This is a genomic window from Rheinheimera tilapiae (genome assembly GCF_042432165.1).
In the GTDB taxonomy this organism is placed as follows: domain Bacteria; phylum Pseudomonadota; class Gammaproteobacteria; order Enterobacterales; family Alteromonadaceae; genus Pararheinheimera; species Pararheinheimera tilapiae.
Map to the genome: position 1 here is coordinate 683,668 of NZ_JBHLXP010000005.1, position 17,764 is coordinate 701,431.

A 17,764-nucleotide genomic window follows, 5' to 3' on the forward strand; every position below is an offset into this window, starting at 1 on the left:
CCTCAGGGCCAACTTTTGCACGGGGATCTGATTCTATGTTGCCAGCTTTGTTCCAATTCACCTCACTACCCTCGCGTCGCCGGATTGCTCCTGTAGCGCTGGCTGTGACTCTGGCTTTAACCGCTAGCGCCACTGCCGCTGCAAATCCAGACAGCGCAGGCGCAAAAGATCGGGATCTTCAGCGCTGGCCTGCCTTGAAGTCGGCAGTGCCGGTGGATAAAAAACTGGAACAACGCTTAGAGAAGATTCTCGCCGGCATGACGCTGGAGCAAAAAATTGCCCAGATGATCCAGCCGGAGATCCGCGATATCACGGTCGAAGACATGCGCAAATATGGCTTTGGCTCTTATCTCAATGGCGGTGGCTCGTTCCCGGCGAATAACAAGCACGCCACGCCGGCCGATTGGATCAAACTGGCGGACGCGATGTATCAGGCTTCTGTCGACGCCAGTCAGGATGGCAGTACTATCCCGACCATGTGGGGCACAGATGCTGTGCACGGCCATAACAACGTCATCGGTGCCACCATTTTCCCGCACAATATTGGCCTCGGTGCTGCGCGTGAACCCAAACTAATTGAGCAAATTGCCCGTGCCACCGCGGTTGAAGTCCGCGCCACTGGTATTGACTGGATCTTCGCGCCGACAGTCGCAGTGCCACAGGACGACCGCTGGGGCCGCACTTATGAAGGCTATGCCGAAGAGCCGACGCTGGTGCGGGATTATGCCGCCGCCATCGTGCGAGGCTTACAAGGCGAACCCGGCCGCGACTTTATGACTGACCATCATGTGATCAGTACCGTCAAGCATTTCCTCGGCGACGGCGGCACTGAAGGCGGCGTCGATCAGGGTGACAATATCGCCAGTGAACAGCAGCTAATCGACATCCATGCCCAGGGGTATGTCGGTGGTCTGCAGGCCGGCGCTCAAACCGTGATGGCATCTTTTAACAGCTGGCATGGTGAGAAAAACCACGGCAGCCCTTATTTACTCACGCAGGTGTTGAAAGAGCGTTTTGGTTTTGACGGTCTGGTGGTTGGCGACTGGAACGGCCATGGCCAAATACCCGGTTGCAGCAATGAAAACTGTGCCCAGGCCGCCAATGCCGGTCTCGATATTTACATGGTGCCGACCAGTGCATGGAAACCGCTGTATCACAATCTGCTGGCGCAGGTGAAAAGTGGTGAGATTGCGCAAAGCCGGATTGACGACGCGGTAAGGCGCATCCTGCGCGTCAAATTACGCGCCGGTTTATTCGACCGGCCAGGCCCGGCCAAACGCGCTTTATCTGGTAAAACTGAATTGATTGGCGCAGCCTCGCACCGTGCTGTGGCGCGCGACGCTGTGCGTAAATCATTGGTATTACTGAAAAATAATCAGTCACTACTGCCATTATCGCCAAAAGCCAAGATCTTGCTGACCGGCCCTGGCGCCGACGATATCGGTCTACAAAGCGGTGGCTGGTCGATCAGCTGGCAAGGCACCGGCAACGTCAATGCTGATTTCCCGGGCGGCAGCTCGATTTATCAGGGTTTCGCCAGTCAAATCAAAGCCGCAGGCGGTCAGGTCATGCTGTCTAAAGACGGCAGCTTCCAGCAAAAACCGGATGTGGCTGTGGTGGTTTTTGGTGAAGAGCCATACGCCGAAGGCAACGGTGATATCGATAATTTTGAGTTCCAGCGCGGCAATAAAACTGCGTTAGCGTTATTGAAGTCGCTGAAACAACAAGGGATCCCGGTCGTCAGTGTGTTCCTGAGCGGCCGACCGCTGTGGGTCAACCCGGAGCTGAATCAGTCCGACGCTTTTGTCGCGGCCTGGTTACCGGGCAGTGAAGGTGCCGGCATCGCCGACGTCTTATTAAAAACCGCGGACGGCAAAGTGCAATATGACTTCCAGGGCAAGCTGAGTTATAGCTGGCCGCAACATCCGACTCAGTTCAAAGTTAACACCGGTGATGGCCAAACGCCGTTACTACCCTATGGTTTTGGTCTGAGCTACAGCAGTCAGGATGCTGGACCGCTGAGCAAACCACTATCGGAACAAGCGGCAGGCGGCAACGGCGCCCAAGATCCATTGCCATTATTTGAACGGGCGGCCAAAGCACCGTGGCAATTCTGGCTCAGCAGCGGCAGCCAAATGGCACCGGTGACCGCCAATGTGCAGACGCTCGGCGACCTGAGCTACAAATCCATCGACCGCCGTGTGCAGGAAGATGGCCGTGAAATCAGCTTTGGCGGGAAGGCACAAAACGCGCTGGCCCTTGCCAGTAACTTCCCACGGGATTTACGTGGCTATCGCGAAAGCAATGCCGTGCTTGAACTGCAAATCAATCCGCTGCAGGCCGTGCAGGCGCTGAGCCTTGGCCTGGGCTGTGGCGAGCAATGCGGCGGCACTGTGGACCTGACACCACTACTGAAAGGCAAAACCGGCTGGCAGACGCTGAGTATTGATCTCGCCTGCTTCAAGGGCACGGACTTTGGCAAAGTGCAGCAAAGTTTTGTGCTCAGCAGCAAAGCTGCCAATAAAGTCCAGCTGTCGGATATTCGCTTGGTACCGGGTATGGCCGGCAAAGCCAGTTTGTCCTGTCAGTAATTTAACCAGCGTATCCGGGCCTGCAGTAAAACCCGGATATGCAGCCTCCAAAACAGCGGCTACGGCCGCTGTTTTGGTTTGGCTCCTGGCCTATTGCATTTCATCTTTGTCGCCTGTTGTCCGGCGATAATATCAAATCACTCATCTCAACCTCACCTTTGGACTTATAGGCACAAGCCGAAAAAAACGGTAAGGTACTGGTTCAGCATTGGCTTAAAGACAATGAACAGCAGGGAGGCCGGGTGCGCGGGAAATCGGAAGTCTATCATCGGGGTTCATTGGCGTTGGTCTGGGACCAACGCATGCTCGATGCGCAGGTTGCGCTATGGCAACAGTTGGGCAAACCGAGCTTTTTTGCTGCGATACTGGATGTGCTCGAAGCGGTGTGTCCGGTCGATTCCAGTGGATTATTGGTATTTTATCGCCAGCAAAAACCATTAAGCCTGTTGCACCGGTTTCACCCCTTTGACCGCAGCCTGCATGCCGATATTTATTCAACCGGGCCTTATGCGCTCGACCCGCAATATCAGTTGTTTTTAAAAGGCTGCGCCAGCGGCACTTACTGGCTGGCGGATGTTGCGCCGGATGATTTTTATCAGAGCAGCTATTACACAGCGTTTTACAGCAAAATTGGCGTGGCAGATTCAATTGATGTGTTATGGCGCATCGACGACAACACGGCACTGAATTTTTTCATGCAGCGCAATATCAACAGCAACACTTTTAGCCGTGCCGATGTGCAGGCACTGAATATGGTGATGCCGATCATCGATGCGGCGCTGCTGCGGCATCATCAGCTGGCCACCCCGCTGCCACTGGCCAATAGCGCTGATCAAACCCATTTACAGGTTGAAGCGACACTGAGTAATTTTGCCAGTTCTTTGCTGACGCCACGCGAGCGCGACGTACTGTGGTATCTGCTGCGGGGCTATTCCTCAGCGCTGACCGCAGAAAAACTACAGACCTCAGACGGTACCGTCAAAATCCACCGCAAGAACATTTACCGCAAGTTGGAGATTGGCTCACAAGCCGAATTATTCTCGTTATTTATCAACTGTATTCCGTTTGCCCGCCCGGGTTTGCCGGAAGATCCGCTGCACAGTTATCAGCAGGCACAAGAGCCCAGTCATCCCATCGCTGCGCTGTGACCTCAGCGTTACTGCGACTGTCTATTCCTTAAGCAATAGGAAAGGTCTGTTACCGGCTAACTCTGTCCTGCCCTCTATCCCTAAGGGGATATTTCTGATCCCGATATTGACCACTAATATCAGGGTTGGTTTGCCCCGCACCAGACGTTTTGCGCCGTCCGGGTGGTCACATCAATAAATATCAGGCAAGCACAGACAGGCACAACACTGGAGAACCTATGCAACGCAATCCTTTGAACATTCTCAAAAAAACTGCGCTGGCCTCGCTGGTCGCACTGGCTCTGGCCCCTGCCGCTCAGGCGGACTTGTCCGTCGGCTCGATTTTTGGTCAGGCGACCAAAGGCAGCACTGTCACAGTGCAGAATCTGGATACCGGCCTGAAACGTCAGATCCAGGTTGACCAAAACGGTCGTTTCCAGTTCAGCCAGTTACCGGGTGGCCGCTATAAAGTCGAAAACGCCGGTATCGCGCGCGAAGTCACTGTATCGCTTGGCACCGGTACGTCAGTCAGCTTTACTGGCGGCGAAATTGAACGCATTGCAGTACAAGGTCGTGCCATCAATCCGATTGACACCTCATCGGTCGAATCCAGCACTGTATTCAGTGCCGAGCAACTGGAAATGTTGCCGGTTGGCCGCGATATCAGTGATGTGGCTTTATTAGCCCCCGGCACAGTGCGCGGCGACAGCGGTTTTGGCAACCTGGCCTCGTTCGGTGGCGCTTCTGTGGCAGAAAACGGCTATTACATCAACGGCTTTGACGTCACCAATGCGCGCACCTTTTTGTCTTATGGCAAAGTGCCGTTTGATGCCATCGGCGAGCAGCAAGTCAAAACCGGTGGTTATGGCGCCGAATACGGTCGCGCTTTAGGCGGTGTGATCAATATCGTCACCAAACGCGGTAGTAACGACTGGGAATTCACCAGCTCTGTGGTCTGGGATCCGGCCAGTCTCGCTGCTCATGGTAAAGATGTGGTTAGCAAAGTGCCGGGCATAGCGCCGGGCGAAAACAGCTATTATTCGGCGTATCGCTCAGACGATGAAGAAGACAAACTGGTCTATAGCGTCGGGGGCGGCGGTGCGCTGATCCAAGACAAATTGTTTATCTACGGCCTGGTCGAAGGTAAAAAACAAAGCGCTGACTACTTCTCATCAGACAATAGCACCGCGACTGAAAACACCAGCCCGAATGGCTTGCTGAAACTGGACTGGTATATCACCGATAGCCATATTTTCGAACTGACCGGCATTCGCAACGTCAATAAAACCCGTTACACCACCTATCGCAACAATGCAGACCAGTATTACACCGGCCAACACGGCAATCTGCGCACCGAATATGAAGAGCGCGACGGCGGTAACATTGTCATCGGTAAATATACCGGCCAGCTGACCGACAATTTTAATGTCGGCGTGATGTATGGTTCGCTGAAAACTGATGCCGCCTATGTCACACCAGATCCGCTGCCAGGCAATGAATGTCCGTTGGTCGACGTCTACGATCAGGACACCGACGACATCACCGACGTCGGCTGCTGGAATGAAATCAACGTGCGGACGCTGAACTTTGGCCCTAATACCGACGAGCGCGAAGCACTGCGCATCGACGGTGAGTGGACGTTAGACGCGCACACCATCCGGTTTGGATATGACAGTGAGACTTTCACCTCTGACCGCGCGGGCGCCGAATACTCCGGTGGCGTGTTTTATCGCCGTTACACGCCGCTGCCTTTTGCCGACCGCTGGAATGGCGTCAACGTGGCACCAAACGCCCATGTAGTGCGCAAACGCACGCGCAGTTCGCCAGCCGGTAGTTATGAAGTGAAAAACGATGCGATTTACCTCGAGGACAGTTTTTACGTCACTGACGACCTGATGTTGTACGCCGGTCTGCGCAATGAATCCTTTGATAACCTCAATAGCGACGGCGTGTCTTTTGTTGACGCCAAAGATATGCTGGCACCGCGTTTAGGCTTCGCCTGGGATGTGAACTCGGACGGCAGCGCCAAAGTGTTCGCCAACGCCGGTCGTTATTTTATTCCGATCGCCGCCAATACCAACGTACGGGCGTCGAACTGGCAATATGTCACCACTGAATATTATCTGTATGACGGCACCGTTGATCCGGTCACGCTGGCTCCTCGCCAGCTTGGCCAGAAGCTTGGCGACACGCTGACCAGCGGCCGCAACACCGCGCCGGCGCCAGCAACGGTCGCGTCTGCTGACCTAGAACCGATGTTGCAGGACGAACTGATCGTCGGTTACCAGCGCGAGTTGTTTGACGGCTGGACCGGCGGTGTTAAAGCTATCGCGCGGGAAGTGAAAAACGGTGTTGACGATTATTGCGGCCGTCAGGCCTTTATCGATTTCGCCGACGACCAGGGCTTCAGCGATTTTGACCCGGACAGCCTCGCCAGTTGTATCATCGTCAACCCGGGCCGTGACCTTGAAATGGATATGGATGTCGCCGGAGACGGTGAACTGAAACGGGTCACGGTTTCGAATGACTATCTGCAGCTGGAAGAATACAAACGCACCTATAAAGCGCTGGAGTTTTTCTTCGAACGCGGCCGCAGTGATGGCTGGTATTTGCAGGGTAGCTACACCCTCGCCTACAGCAAAGGCAATGCTGAAGGTCTGGTCAACAGCTTCCTGGAAGCAGAATCTCCAGGTCTCACCAATGACTTCGACCACAAAATGTTTGTTGATGGCACCGACGGCTATCTGTCGAACGACCGACGCCACAGCTTTAAGGTATTTGGTGGCTATGAGCTGACCGATGAGCTGGAAGTCTCTGCCAATCTGGCGGTGCAATCCGGCCGGCCAGTAAGCTGTTTCGGTTATCCGGCCTTTGATGTCGACGATCCGGAATATGAAGTGTTTGAACGTTATGCCGCTTCGACCTTGTATTGCCGCAATGAAGCCGGTGAGCAAACTCTGACGCAACGTGGCCAATATGGTCGCACACCTTGGACCTACACGCTGGATGCCGGTCTGACTTATCAACCGGTCAAAGTGCCAGGGCTGCGTTTGCAAATGCAGGTGTATAACCTGCTGAATAGCCAGCAAGTCACCGAGTACGACGAACAAGGCGATGTGTCGCTCGAGGATACGGGACGTAACCCGAACTTCCTGCATGACCTGAACTATCAGACCCCCAGATCAGTGCGTCTGACCGCCCGTTATTCGTTTTAACAAGCACCAGCCGCCGCATTTTGTTGCCTTCGCGGCGGCTGGTCTTTTTTCCGGAGTTTTCATGTTAGTTCCTTTGAAGCGGCACGCTTTGGCGTTGCCGGCGCTGTCACTTTTGCTATTCGCTGCAACGCAGGTAGTTGCAGTACAGGCTGTCGCTGGGCCGCAGGCTTTACCCGGCAAAGAATTGTGGTTGTTTGGCGGTGGCGAGCGCATTTGTTCCAGCGTCGAACCGGAATATTGCGAAGCCTCGAAACTAGCGGCAGCACAGCAATTTTTTGCCCAGCAGCAGGCGCAAACCAGCAAGACCTTTCGTTGCGACAAGAAAAGCCTGCAGCTGTTGCAGCAACTAGCGCACTGGCCGGTCGATGCGGCGCCACAGGCGCGGCGTCTTCAAGTGCTGCAGGCACTGAGTGCGAAGCAGAATCAAATCTTGAGTGCAGCTGAGCTGGAACAGCTCGCAGAGCTGCTCAAACTCACAGGCGACGAACAAAGCGCGATTGAGGACAGCTGTGAAGTCCGGCCGCAACGCCCGGACGGCAGCACCGCCCGGATGGCGGTGTATTGGCCCGGCACTTATGCCGTCACACAGGACTTATTCCAGCGCTTTATCGCCTCGGCGCGCGAGCGCCGTCAGTTGCGTCGGCCACAAACACCCGTGACGCAAAAGCCTCGTTTACTGCTGATCACTGCGTCCTCTTATAACCCCTATGAATGGGTCGATTATTATCAGCAACTGTTTCAGGCCGCGGGCGCCGACGTCGATTGGCTGCCGCTGGAACCTGCAATCAGCCAACAAGTCCAGCCCTGGGATTGCGGCGCGATTGAAGCGGGTCGGCTCAAACATTCAGGTCAGCTGCGCCGCGCCGAACGTTATCCGGAACTGGCGGTTCAACAACAGAAATTGTGCCGCGATCCCAAAGCGATGGCCGATGTGGTGGAACAAGCCGATGTGGTGTTTATCAATGGCGGCGATCAGTCGCTGACGTTACGTGCCCTGACCAGCCCGGACGGTCGCTGGTTACCGCTGGTCGAGCGCTTGCTGCAGCGGGTACGTTTTGCCGCCGTGCCGCTTGGCGGTTCCAGCGCCGGCAATGCGGTGCAATCTGGTCGCCCGCTCGGGGACATCGCGATGATTAGCGGCGGTCGCAGTACGCATGCTTTGCAGCATGGTGCGCTGGCGCATGATATTGATGCTCCTTTGTGCCGGTTGAGCCAAAGTTGCGGCAAAGTGCTGGCCGACGAACAGCTGACCTACCGGCCACAAGGTGGCCTGCAGCTGTTTAGCCTCGGCATCGCCGACACGCATTTTCGTGAACGCAACCGCGAAGGACGCTTATTGCGCCTGGTACAGGATGCCAAAGCGCCAGCAGGTTTTGGCGTCGATGAAGCTACAGTGCTGCGTGCCCGCTTCGCGCCGGATCGGGATGGCAATGGCCAGGACGCCATGCTGGAAGTTCATGGCAGTGGCGCTGTCTGGATCGTTGACCGTACCGCAGCCAAGGGCGATTTGGCCATGAGTTCAGGGATGGCGGGCCTGCGTGTCAGCCGCTTGTTACCGGGTGATACGCTGCATTGGCAGCAAGTGCCGGCCAGCAAGACTGCTCACAGCGAGGGATCTGGCAGCAAGGGACCTGGCAGTGAAGGACAAAGCAGCCAGGTGCAATATCAGGGTCAGTTGTCTTGTGGCACAGCGCCGCGCCAGCCAACGACTCAGGTTGATGCAGAGGCCTATGCGCCATTGGCGCTGCCGGGTCTGTCTGTGCGCTGGCAACTGGGAAGTGAGGGACAAGTTGCGGCTTGTCAACGGAGCGACGGCCGCTGGCATTATCTGGCGCAGCCGCTTAGTCTGCAGCTGACTGCAACCAAAGGATAGCCAGATGCAAACACCTCAATCATCCGGAGTCTCTACCCCGCCAAACCGCGGCTGGCAGATGCCCGATACGCTGCTCATCGTCGCTGGTGTGTTACTGCTGGCGTTGTTACTCACCGCCCTGCTCGCGCCAGGACAATTTGAAACCAGGCTGGATGCTGAAACTGGCCGCCATTTGCTGCAGGCCGGCAGTTATCAGGCTGTTGGCGAAGCGTCGTTAGCGCCACTGTTTACGGCTGGTGAGCAAACTGGTTTTTTCAGCGCCTTTTTTGATGGTATGACGTCGGGTAGCCGCTCAGGCTCCGCAATTGGCGTGGTGGTCTTTATTCTGCTGGTCGGCGGCAGTTTTGGCATCGTGCTCAGAACCGGTGCGATCGACGAAATGTTGAAGTGGCTGATTAACCGGCTGCAACACAAAGCACGGCTGTTACTGCCGGTGATGGCGCTGTTTTTCTCATTAGGCGGCGCCGTGTTTGGAATGGGCGAAGAAGCGATGGCCTTTGCGGTGTTTCTGGTGCCATTGGTCAAACTGCTGGGCTATGACGCTATCACTGGCGTGTTGCTGACCTACGGTGCCACTCAGGTTGGCTTTGCCACGTCCTGGATGAACCCGTTTTCAGTCGCCATTGCGCAAAGTATTGCCGGCTTACCGCCGCTGTCGGGCGCTGGTTTTCGCATGGGCCTGTGGCTGGTTTTCACGCTGATTTATATTCTGTGGATGATGACCCGGGCTGAGCGCCTGCGCAAAAACCAGCACGGAGACACGCAGGCTCAGCCTTTTGCGCTGGAGCAACAATTTGCCTGGCCGCATCTGCTGATTGTGCTGTGTTTTGCCGCCGGTATGGTCTGGCTGGTTTGGGGCGTGGTGACCCAAGGTTATTACTTGCGTGAGATCGCCAGCCAGTTTTTGGTGATTGGTTGTGTGTCAGCCTTATTGGCCCGGCTGTTTTTGCCACAACATGGCCGCACCAATGACTATGTCGACGCTTTTAAAACCGGCGCGGCGCAGCTGTTACCGGCCGCCATGGTTGTTGGCATCGCACAAGGCATTTTGTTACTGCTGGGCGGCACAGATCCAGCCAAGCCGTCAGTCATCAATACCATTTTGCAACACGCCGCCGGTGCTATCGATGGTCACAGTTCGATGGTCGCAGCGCAGGGCATGCTGGTATTCCAGAGTGCGTTTAATTTCCTGGTTACCTCCGGTTCCGGTCAGGCCGCACTGACAATGCCGTTGATGGCGCCGTTATCGGATTTAGTTGGCGTATCGCGTCAAACCGCCGTGCTGGCGTTTCAGCTCGGTGATGGCCTGGCCCATTTATTTTATCCGACCTCTCCTGCGCTGATGGGGACGCTGGCGATAGCCGGTGTCGAATTCAGTCGCTGGCTCAAAGCCATGTGGTCGTTGTGGCTGTTGCTGACGCTGATGAGTATGAGCACCATGGCAATTGCCGTCTGGATTGGTTTTTAACTGAGGGATCCTATGATCACCCTGATCCAACATGCAGAAGTTTTTAGTCCAAAAGCCTTAGGCACACCGGCGTTGCTGGTTAGCGGCGGGCAGATCGCAGATATCAGTTCCACTATTGATATTCAAGGCACCGCAGTACAGCAACTGGATGCCAGCGGTTGTTATCTGGTGCCTGGTTTGGTCGATTCGCTGGCCCATATCATCGGCGGCGGCGGCGAAGGCGGTTTTCGCACCCGGACCCCGGAATTAACAGCCGACGATGCCTTTGCCAGTGGTGTCACCACGCTGGTGGGGGTGCTGGGTACTGACAGCATTACCCGCACCTTGACCAACCTACTGGCAAAAGCCCACGCGCTGACCGAAGAAGGCCTGAGCTGTTATTGCCATACCGGTTCTTATCAAATCCCGGTACGCACTTTATTCCCGACCATCAGCGAAGATTTGCTGCTGATTGACAAGTTTATCGGCGTCGGTGAAGTGGCCATTGCCGATCACCGCAGTTCGCAGCCGACACCGGATGAGCTAAAAAAACTGGCGGCTGAAGCCCGCGTGGGCGGTATGTTATCCGGCAAAGCCGGTATCGTCAGCGTGCATGTGGGGCCTGCGCCAGCCGGTGTGTCGTTGTTGCTGGATGTCGCGAAAAGCAGCGATATTCCGCTGACGCAGTTTTATCCGACCCACATGAACCGCAATCAGCAGTTGGTGGAACAAGGTTTTGCCTTTTTACAGGCCGGTGGCTGGATCGATTTCACTACCAGCACGACACCGCAGGAACTGGCAGCTGGCGAAGTGCAATGCGCGAAAGCACTGCATCAGGCCTGGCAACAGGGGCTGGATTGTAGCCGGATCACCTTCTCGTCCGATGCCAATGCATCGTTGCCGCTGTTTGACGATAAACAACAATTTATTGGTCTGGGCATTGGTCGGATCGCCAGTTTGCTGGAAGAAGTGGTGGCTGCGATCAGGCTTGGTGTGCCTTTGCCGGTTGCACTTAGCGTCGCCACCACGAACCCGGCACGGGTGCTGAAACTGCCACAAAAAGGTGAACTGGCTGCGGGCAAAGATGCTGACTTAGTGCTGCTTGATAAAACAACTTTGGCGGTGCGCGCCGTGATGTGTAAAGGCATCTGGCGCTATAGCGACGGGAGCCTGCCGGTACAGGTGCAACGCGACTCGTTGTTTGTCTGATCCAGCATTGACCATAAAAAACAGCGCCAACCGGCGCTGTTTTGTTTTCCAAAGTGGACTGATTTACTACGCTTGTGGCGCGCGGTTCGACATCCACTTTTGCACGGCCGACACCAGCTCATCCGGGTGGAACTTGGCAATAAACTGGTCCGCGCCAACTTTTTCAATCATCGCCTGGTTAAACACACCGCTCAACGATGAGTGCAGCACGATATGAATATTGCGCAGTCGTTCATCAGCTTTGACTTCAGCCGTCAGAGTGTAGCCATCCATCTCCGGCATCTCGATATCCGAAATCAGCAGCGGCATTTTGTGCGAGATATCACCGCCAATCTCATCGGCCAGATTTTTCAGCCAGTTCAGTGCTGAACGGCCATCATTGACGGTCTGGATCTCAACACCAATCGCCGATAACGCCCGTTTCACCTGATTACGTGCCACTGCCGAATCGTCGGCGACCAGCACCACCAGGTTTTTAAAATCAACGTCTTTGGATTTTTCTTTCACCGATTCGCTGACCGTCTCGTCCGCTGGTGAAATTTCATTAAAGACTTTTTCTACATCCAGAATTTGCACCAGCTTTTTATCAACTTCGGTTACAGCCGTCACATAATGCGCTTTACCCGCACCTTGTGGCGCCGGATGGATTTGCTCCCAGCTACTACTGACAATCCGGTCCACACCGGCAACCAGAAAACCCTGCGTATTGCGGTTATATTCGGTTACCAGAATATACGCCGTCGCCAAATCAGTAATTGGCTTACCACCGGTCGCTTGACTGAGATCTATGACGGTCACCGGCTCGCCACGTAAATGCGCAATACCGCGTACATGCGAGTGTGCTCCGGGCAACGCCGACAACTCCGGGCAGGTTAAGACTTCCCGGACTTTAAACACGTTAATGCCAAATAACTGCGCGGAATTCAGCCGGAATAACAACAGCTCAAGCCGGTTTTTTCCGACCATATTGGTCTTTGAATCGATACTGGTTAATAAACTGCTCATGAGCCCTCCGCGCGGCTACGATCCTGATGCTGAACCTACAAAACTAATGATATATAACCTATTGCTAAACATAGCAAAGTTTTCCGGCGGATATACTGTCTTCGAACAAGGAATTTATCCTCGTACTCCATCACCTCACGCAGATTGAATCACCCGGCCTGTACTGATGCCAAGTCTTTTTGCCAATCGCTGTAGATTGGCCCGGTCCAGTTGTAAGCGGCGTGCCGCCTCAGCCCAGTTGCAGTTTGTTTGCGCCAGCGTTTGCAGGATCAGCTGGCGCTGGAATGCTTCAGTCGCCGTTTTTAAATCGGTCAACGCCTGCGGCATGCCGCTGTCATCCGATGTTGAGACAACTGGCACAGCAGCCGATGTCAGCGCCAGATCCTCGGCCTGCATCGTCAGGATGCCATGGCGCCCTTCCCGCCCTGATGCTTTTAATGCCGCACGACTGACCACATGCTCCAGTTCACGGACATTGCCGGGCCAAACCGCGGCTTGCAGTGCCTGCGCTGCGGCCGGACTTAGTTTCAACTGCCGCACACCCAGTTTACGTCGGGTTTGTTCGATAAAATAGCCGGCCAATAACAGGATATCTTCCGGACGCTGGCGCAGCGGTGGCACCGTCAGTGGATATACTGACAGCCGGTGATACAAATCAGCGCGAAAACGGCCTTGCTGCACTTCGAGCTGCAGATCGCGGTTGGTGGCGGCGATGATCCGCACATTGACCTGCTGTACCTGATCCTTACCAACCGGCTGGATCTCGCCCCTTTGCAGCACCCTAAGCAACTTACTCTGAATACTCAGCGGCAACTCACCAATTTCATCGAGAAAAATGGTGCCGCCATCGGCCAGTAAAAACTTGCCGGGCCGTTCACGCTCCGCGCCGGTAAAAGCACCGCGGGCATGGCCAAATAACTCGGCATCCGCCAGTGTTTCAGGCAAGGCCGCGCAGTTCAGATGCACCAGCGGCCCACGATGTCTGGCCGACTTTTTGTGTACAGTACGCGCCACCAACTCTTTACCAACGCCACTTTCGCCCAGGATTAACACGGTGTAATCCGAGCCGGCAACCAGGTTGATGTCATGCTGCAACGCCTGCATCGAGGCACTTTGACCAATCAGTTCCCCGCCATCTTTTAACAACGCTTCCTGCGTCAGCTCTTCCACCAGCTGCCTAGCCTGATGCGCATGCAACGACAGTTTAGCCAGCTCTAACGCAGTTTTTAACGTCGCGGCGGACAAGGCGGCGATCAGTGCCAGCGTGCGATCACTGATGTGATGAAAAGCATCAGGCTGCATGCTGTCGATGGTGACTAACCCCATCAGCTGACCATCGGAATACAGCGGCAGGCCCATACAAGAATGCACCGGCAACTCGCCGCTATGCGCAAGCAATAAACCATCATATGGATCTGGCAACGGACAATCCGGCGGGAAGCGATGCACGCGTTCGGCGTTACACAGCGCAGCCAGGCGCGGATGTTCACTTAACAGGAAACGCCGGCCCAACGTATCCGCTGCCAGCCCCTGAATAGCCAGCGGAATGAGCATCTGCTGTTGCAGGCGCAACAAAGCTACCGCGTCACAGCGGATCGCTTTGCGGATACAGCTCAGCAGACGATCAAAACGATCTTCAGTGTTGATACTGTTCGCCAGATCTAACGCCACTTCCAGTAATAGATGGTTATCTGAGTTCATCTGTGTGCTCATGCTTTTCAGTCAAGACAAAAGTGACACACATGAGTCAATATGACAACCATCACAATGAGTCAAAATGACAACATTGCTGGCTAAATTATAGCTATATCATTGATTTTATTAAATTATAATAGTTGGCACATTAACTGTAATACCTCAGGCAGAATCAATCAGCACTGAGGTGTTTATGTTACTAGATGCAAGATTATCTCATCAGCCAGTCTATCTATCGTTATTGCGCGCTGCCAACTGGGGCTTATTGTTGTCGGCCTGCCTGTTTTTGGCGACTGTGTTGATTTGTTATCCGTTTGAGCAGCTATTTTCTTTGCCGCAAATTGTCATCAGTCATGTGTTGCTGATCGTCAGTGCAACGCTGATTAAGATCTGCTACGTCTGCCGTTGTATTGCCTTATATGGCCTGGCACGGGAAGTGTGCTGAGATGCAACGCCCTGACAACCTGCAGCCAACAACGTCATCCACGCCACTGTGGGCCATGCCTTTTCGGCCGGCTTTTTTACTGGCTGGCTGCTGGGCAATAATCGCCATCAGTATCTGGCTGGCCCAACTCAGCGGTTTCATTCAAGGCGCCGCTGGCCTCAGCGGCACTTTGTGGCATGTCCACGAAATGCTGTTTGGCTTCGCCGCATTAGTTGCCGTCGGCTTTCTGTTAACTGCAGCACAAAACTGGACGCAAATCCCTGCGCTGCATAGTCGATGGTTAATGGGCTGGAGTCTGCTGTGGCTGATTGCCAGGCTGCTGGCATTTACCGAGCCCCTTGCCAGCACCGGACACAACTTGATGCTGCTCGCGCTGGCGCAGGGCAGCTGGTGGCTCCTTGGTATTAGCGCACTGTGCCGCCAACTCTGGCTGGCGCGCAGCCAGCGCAATTATCAGTTTGTGCTGATGTTGACGGGCATGGCACTGCTCAACCTGCTGTTTTTACAACAAAGTGCAAATGGCCATTACCTGCTGGCGCTGCATCTGGGCCATAGCATGATCCTGCTGTTCGGCGTGCTGATGGGCGTGTTGGGCGGTCGTGTTATCCCGTTTTTCACCGCCAGAGCAACCAACACCCCGCAGTCTCAGACACCGCGGCTGGACATGCTGGTATTAGTCAGTGCAATCGCAGGCACGCTGGGCTTTATCAGCAGTATCTGGTGGTCTTGGCTGAATCCCGGCTGGCTGATGCTACTGGTTGCCGCACTGCATTTGCTGCGCCTTGGTTACTGGTTTACGCCGAAGCTGCTGGCGCAACCATTATTGTGGTCTTTACATTTTGCCAATCTGGCGCTGGCTGTTGGTCTGGCGCTGATGGCCATCGCCTTGTTGTCTGCACCGGCAGCGCTGCCACGCCCAACCTTATTCAAAGATGCGCTGCACTTGGTTGGCATCAGCGCCATGGCCGGCATGATGCTGGCGATGATGGCTCGGGTCGCACTCGGCCATACCGGCCGCCCGTTGCAGGTCAGCCGCCTACTGGCGCTGGCTTTTGCTCTCATAACGCTCAGTGGCGTATTGCGCGCAGCAGCGGGTTTATTCAGCCAACCACACCTGAGCTGGTACGCCAGTGCCGGCTTGTGGTTAGCCTCCTTCGCTATTTTCACCCGGGTCTATTGGCCCATCCTGACTTCAGCCCGGTTGGATGGCCGGCCGGGCTGAGATTCCCCCACTCTATGAGGTTGTTATGTTAACTGAAGTACAGATCCGGTTGGTTAAGGGCACAGTGCCATTATTGGAAAGTGCCGGCGTCGCCGTGACTGAATATTTTTACAATCGCATGTTCAATGCCCATCCGGAGCTGCTGGACATCTTCAACAAAAGTAATCAACGCAGTGGCCGCCAGCAGTTTGCGCTGTTCAGTGCGGTAGCGTCATATGCGCAGCATATCGATGATCTGGCGACACTACGCGAGGTGGTGGAACGGGTAGCCAATAAACATACCAGCCTGTTTATTCAGCCGGAACACTACGACATTGTTGGCCATCACCTGATCGCCACGCTCAAAGAACTGGCACCTGATGCATTCAATACTGAAGTGGCGGACGCCTGGACCGCAGCTTATGCCGTTCTGGCCGGCATTCTCAGCGGCCGTGAGCAGCAGCTTTACACGGAAAAACGCAGCGCAACCGGAGGCTGGTATGGCCCAAGACCTTTTAAAGTTATCAGTAAAACGATGGAATCCGAGCTGGTATGCAGCTTTGTATTCGCGCCTGTGGACGGACAACCAGTGCTGGATTATCTGCCTGGCCAGTATCTCGGCGTCAAAGTGAAACCGGCGTTGGCGAGCAATATCGAGATCCGTCAGTATTCGCTGTCTGATCAAGCAAATGGCCAAACTTATCGCATCAGCGTCAAACGCGAAACTTTACCGCAGCCCGGTTTGGTGTCGAATTACCTGCATGACGAGGTTAAGGTCGGAGATGTATTGGAATTATTGCCGCCGGCCGGCGATTTTTATCTGCAAGCAGAGCCAGCGCCGACGGTGCTGATCTCGGCTGGTGTTGGCCTCACCCCGATGCTGGCGATGTTGGAAACAATAGTCGCCGCGGGCCGGAATACGCCGCTGTGGTTTTTACATGCCTGTGAAAATCGCGCTCAGCATTCGTTCGTCAGCCGGCTACATACTCTCGCCCAGCAGCAGGACAATCTGCAGCGGCATTATTGGTATCAGCAGGTCACTACGGCCGATTTAAAAACGGGCTTGGTCAGCGCCGGATTGATGGACCTCGGAGCACTGAAAGATCAGCTGCCGCTACCACAAGGTCAGTTCTATCTGTGTGGTCCGGCTGCGTTTATGCAGTTTGTCAAAACACAACTGTTACAACTAGGCGTCGTCGCAACCAACATCCACTATGAGGTGTTTGGCCCACATCAGGCGTTGTGATCGAAAAATAACTGGCACAATCTCCGCAGCTTCACGTTGCGGAGGTTTCAATACGTTTGGCAGAATTGCAGGCACAAAAAAACCAGCACTTGGCTGGCTATTGTTTTACTGATGTTCAGCTCAGTAAAGTGGCGGAGCGGACGGGACTCGAACCCGCGACCCCCGGCGTGACAGGCCGGTATTCTAACCGACTGAACTACCGCTCCGCGCTGGAGTGAGCTACTGCTCAGGACTAACTGCTTCTGTAGTGGCGGAGCGGACGGGACTCGAACCCGCGACCCCCGGCGTGACAGGCCGGTATTCTAACCGACTGAACTACCGCTCCGTACAGAGAAGCTTCCGATGCAAGTGGCGGAGCGGACGGGACTCGAACCCGCGACCCCCGGCGTGACAGGCCGGTATTCTAACCGACTGAACTACCGCTCCGAAGAAGCATCGAAAAGTGGCGGAGCGGACGGGACTCGAACCCGCGACCCCCGGCGTGACAGGCCGGTATTCTAACCGACTGAACTACCGCTCCGAAGAAGCATCGAAAAGTGGCGGAGCGGACGGGACTCGAACCCGCGACCCCCGGCGTGACAGGCCGGTATTCTAACCGACTGAACTACCGCTCCAAGCCTTGCATTACAGCATATCAGTTGGGGATGCTGCGTTGCGGCGGGAATAATACGGTTCTGCCCCAGACCCGTCAACTTCTTTTTTGTCGGATC

At 55.0% G+C, this 17,764-nt stretch carries 11 protein-coding genes and 5 tRNA genes; 9 read left to right on the forward strand and 7 right to left on the reverse strand.

All coding sequences use genetic code 11. The features are described from left to right. Positions 1-212: 212 nt before the first annotated feature. From ACFFJP_RS19490 to iadA, 6 genes are all read left to right on the forward strand, one after another. Positions 213-2,591: a glycoside hydrolase family 3 protein gene (locus ACFFJP_RS19490; protein WP_377248323.1), complete on the forward strand. Its 2,379-nt coding sequence runs from the start codon at positions 213-215 to the stop codon at positions 2,589-2,591. A gap of 242 nt (positions 2,592-2,833) precedes the next feature. Beyond that, on the forward strand, positions 2,834-3,739 hold the full coding sequence (locus ACFFJP_RS19495; RefSeq protein ID WP_377248326.1) for a response regulator transcription factor: 906 nt from the start codon (positions 2,834-2,836) through the stop codon (positions 3,737-3,739). 218 nt (positions 3,740-3,957) lie between these two features. Beyond that, entirely contained in the window at positions 3,958-6,933 is a 2,976-nt protein-coding gene (locus ACFFJP_RS19500) for a TonB-dependent receptor (protein WP_377248329.1), read from the forward strand. Positions 6,934-6,994: 61 nt separating this feature from the next. Further along, complete coding sequence (locus ACFFJP_RS19505) at positions 6,995-8,806, forward strand: cyanophycinase (protein WP_377248332.1); 1,812 nt, start codon at positions 6,995-6,997, stop codon at positions 8,804-8,806. A 4-nt stretch (positions 8,807-8,810) separates the two neighbouring features. After that, the gene (gene yfcC / locus ACFFJP_RS19510; RefSeq protein WP_377248335.1) at positions 8,811-10,274 is read left to right on the forward strand and encodes a putative basic amino acid antiporter YfcC; all 1,464 of its coding nucleotides are present in this window, start codon (positions 8,811-8,813) and stop codon (positions 10,272-10,274) included. 12 nt (positions 10,275-10,286) lie between these two features. After that, positions 10,287-11,462, forward strand: a complete 1,176-nt coding sequence (gene iadA, locus ACFFJP_RS19515; protein WP_377248338.1) for a beta-aspartyl-peptidase — start codon at positions 10,287-10,289, stop codon at positions 11,460-11,462. A gap of 66 nt (positions 11,463-11,528) precedes the next feature. Here iadA and ACFFJP_RS19520 read toward each other — a convergent pair whose 3' ends face one another. After that, on the reverse strand, positions 11,529-12,467 hold the full coding sequence (locus tag ACFFJP_RS19520; protein ID WP_377248341.1) for a chemotaxis protein CheV: 939 nt from the start codon (positions 12,465-12,467) through the stop codon (positions 11,529-11,531). Positions 12,468-12,602: 135 nt separating this feature from the next. Continuing rightward, entirely contained in the window at positions 12,603-14,168 is a 1,566-nt protein-coding gene (norR, locus tag ACFFJP_RS19525) for a nitric oxide reductase transcriptional regulator NorR (protein ID WP_377248344.1), read from the reverse strand. Between the two features lie 187 nt (positions 14,169-14,355). On the opposite strand from norR, the gene ACFFJP_RS19530 reads away from it, so the two are divergent. Genes ACFFJP_RS19530 through hmpA form a run of 3 tightly spaced genes read left to right on the forward strand, consistent with a single transcriptional unit; the run spans position 14,356 to position 17,054 of the window. Next, positions 14,356-14,607 carry a hypothetical protein gene (locus ACFFJP_RS19530; protein ID WP_377248347.1) on the forward strand — a complete coding sequence of 84 codons (252 nt, stop codon included), beginning with the start codon at positions 14,356-14,358 and terminating at the stop codon, positions 14,605-14,607. Position 14,608: 1 nt separating this feature from the next. After that, a complete protein-coding gene (locus tag ACFFJP_RS19535; RefSeq protein ID WP_377248350.1) occupies positions 14,609-15,829 on the forward strand; it encodes an NnrS family protein in 1,221 nt (406 codons plus the stop codon). A 25-nt stretch (positions 15,830-15,854) separates the two neighbouring features. Further along, positions 15,855-17,054 carry an NO-inducible flavohemoprotein gene (gene hmpA / locus ACFFJP_RS19540; RefSeq protein ID WP_377248353.1) on the forward strand — a complete coding sequence of 400 codons (1,200 nt, stop codon included), beginning with the start codon at positions 15,855-15,857 and terminating at the stop codon, positions 17,052-17,054. A gap of 129 nt (positions 17,055-17,183) precedes the next feature. On the opposite strand, the gene ACFFJP_RS19545 is transcribed toward hmpA, so the two are convergent. From ACFFJP_RS19545 to ACFFJP_RS19565, 5 genes are all read right to left on the reverse strand, one after another. Continuing rightward, a tRNA-Asp gene (locus ACFFJP_RS19545) sits at positions 17,184-17,260 on the reverse strand. Positions 17,261-17,302: 42 nt separating this feature from the next. After that, a tRNA-Asp gene (locus ACFFJP_RS19550) sits at positions 17,303-17,379 on the reverse strand. 24 nt (positions 17,380-17,403) lie between these two features. Continuing rightward, positions 17,404-17,480: transfer RNA gene (locus tag ACFFJP_RS19555), tRNA-Asp, on the reverse strand. A 17-nt stretch (positions 17,481-17,497) separates the two neighbouring features. After that, a tRNA-Asp gene (locus ACFFJP_RS19560) sits at positions 17,498-17,574 on the reverse strand. Positions 17,575-17,591: 17 nt separating this feature from the next. Next, positions 17,592-17,668, reverse strand: a tRNA-Asp gene (locus ACFFJP_RS19565). Positions 17,669-17,764 lie beyond the last annotated feature (96 nt).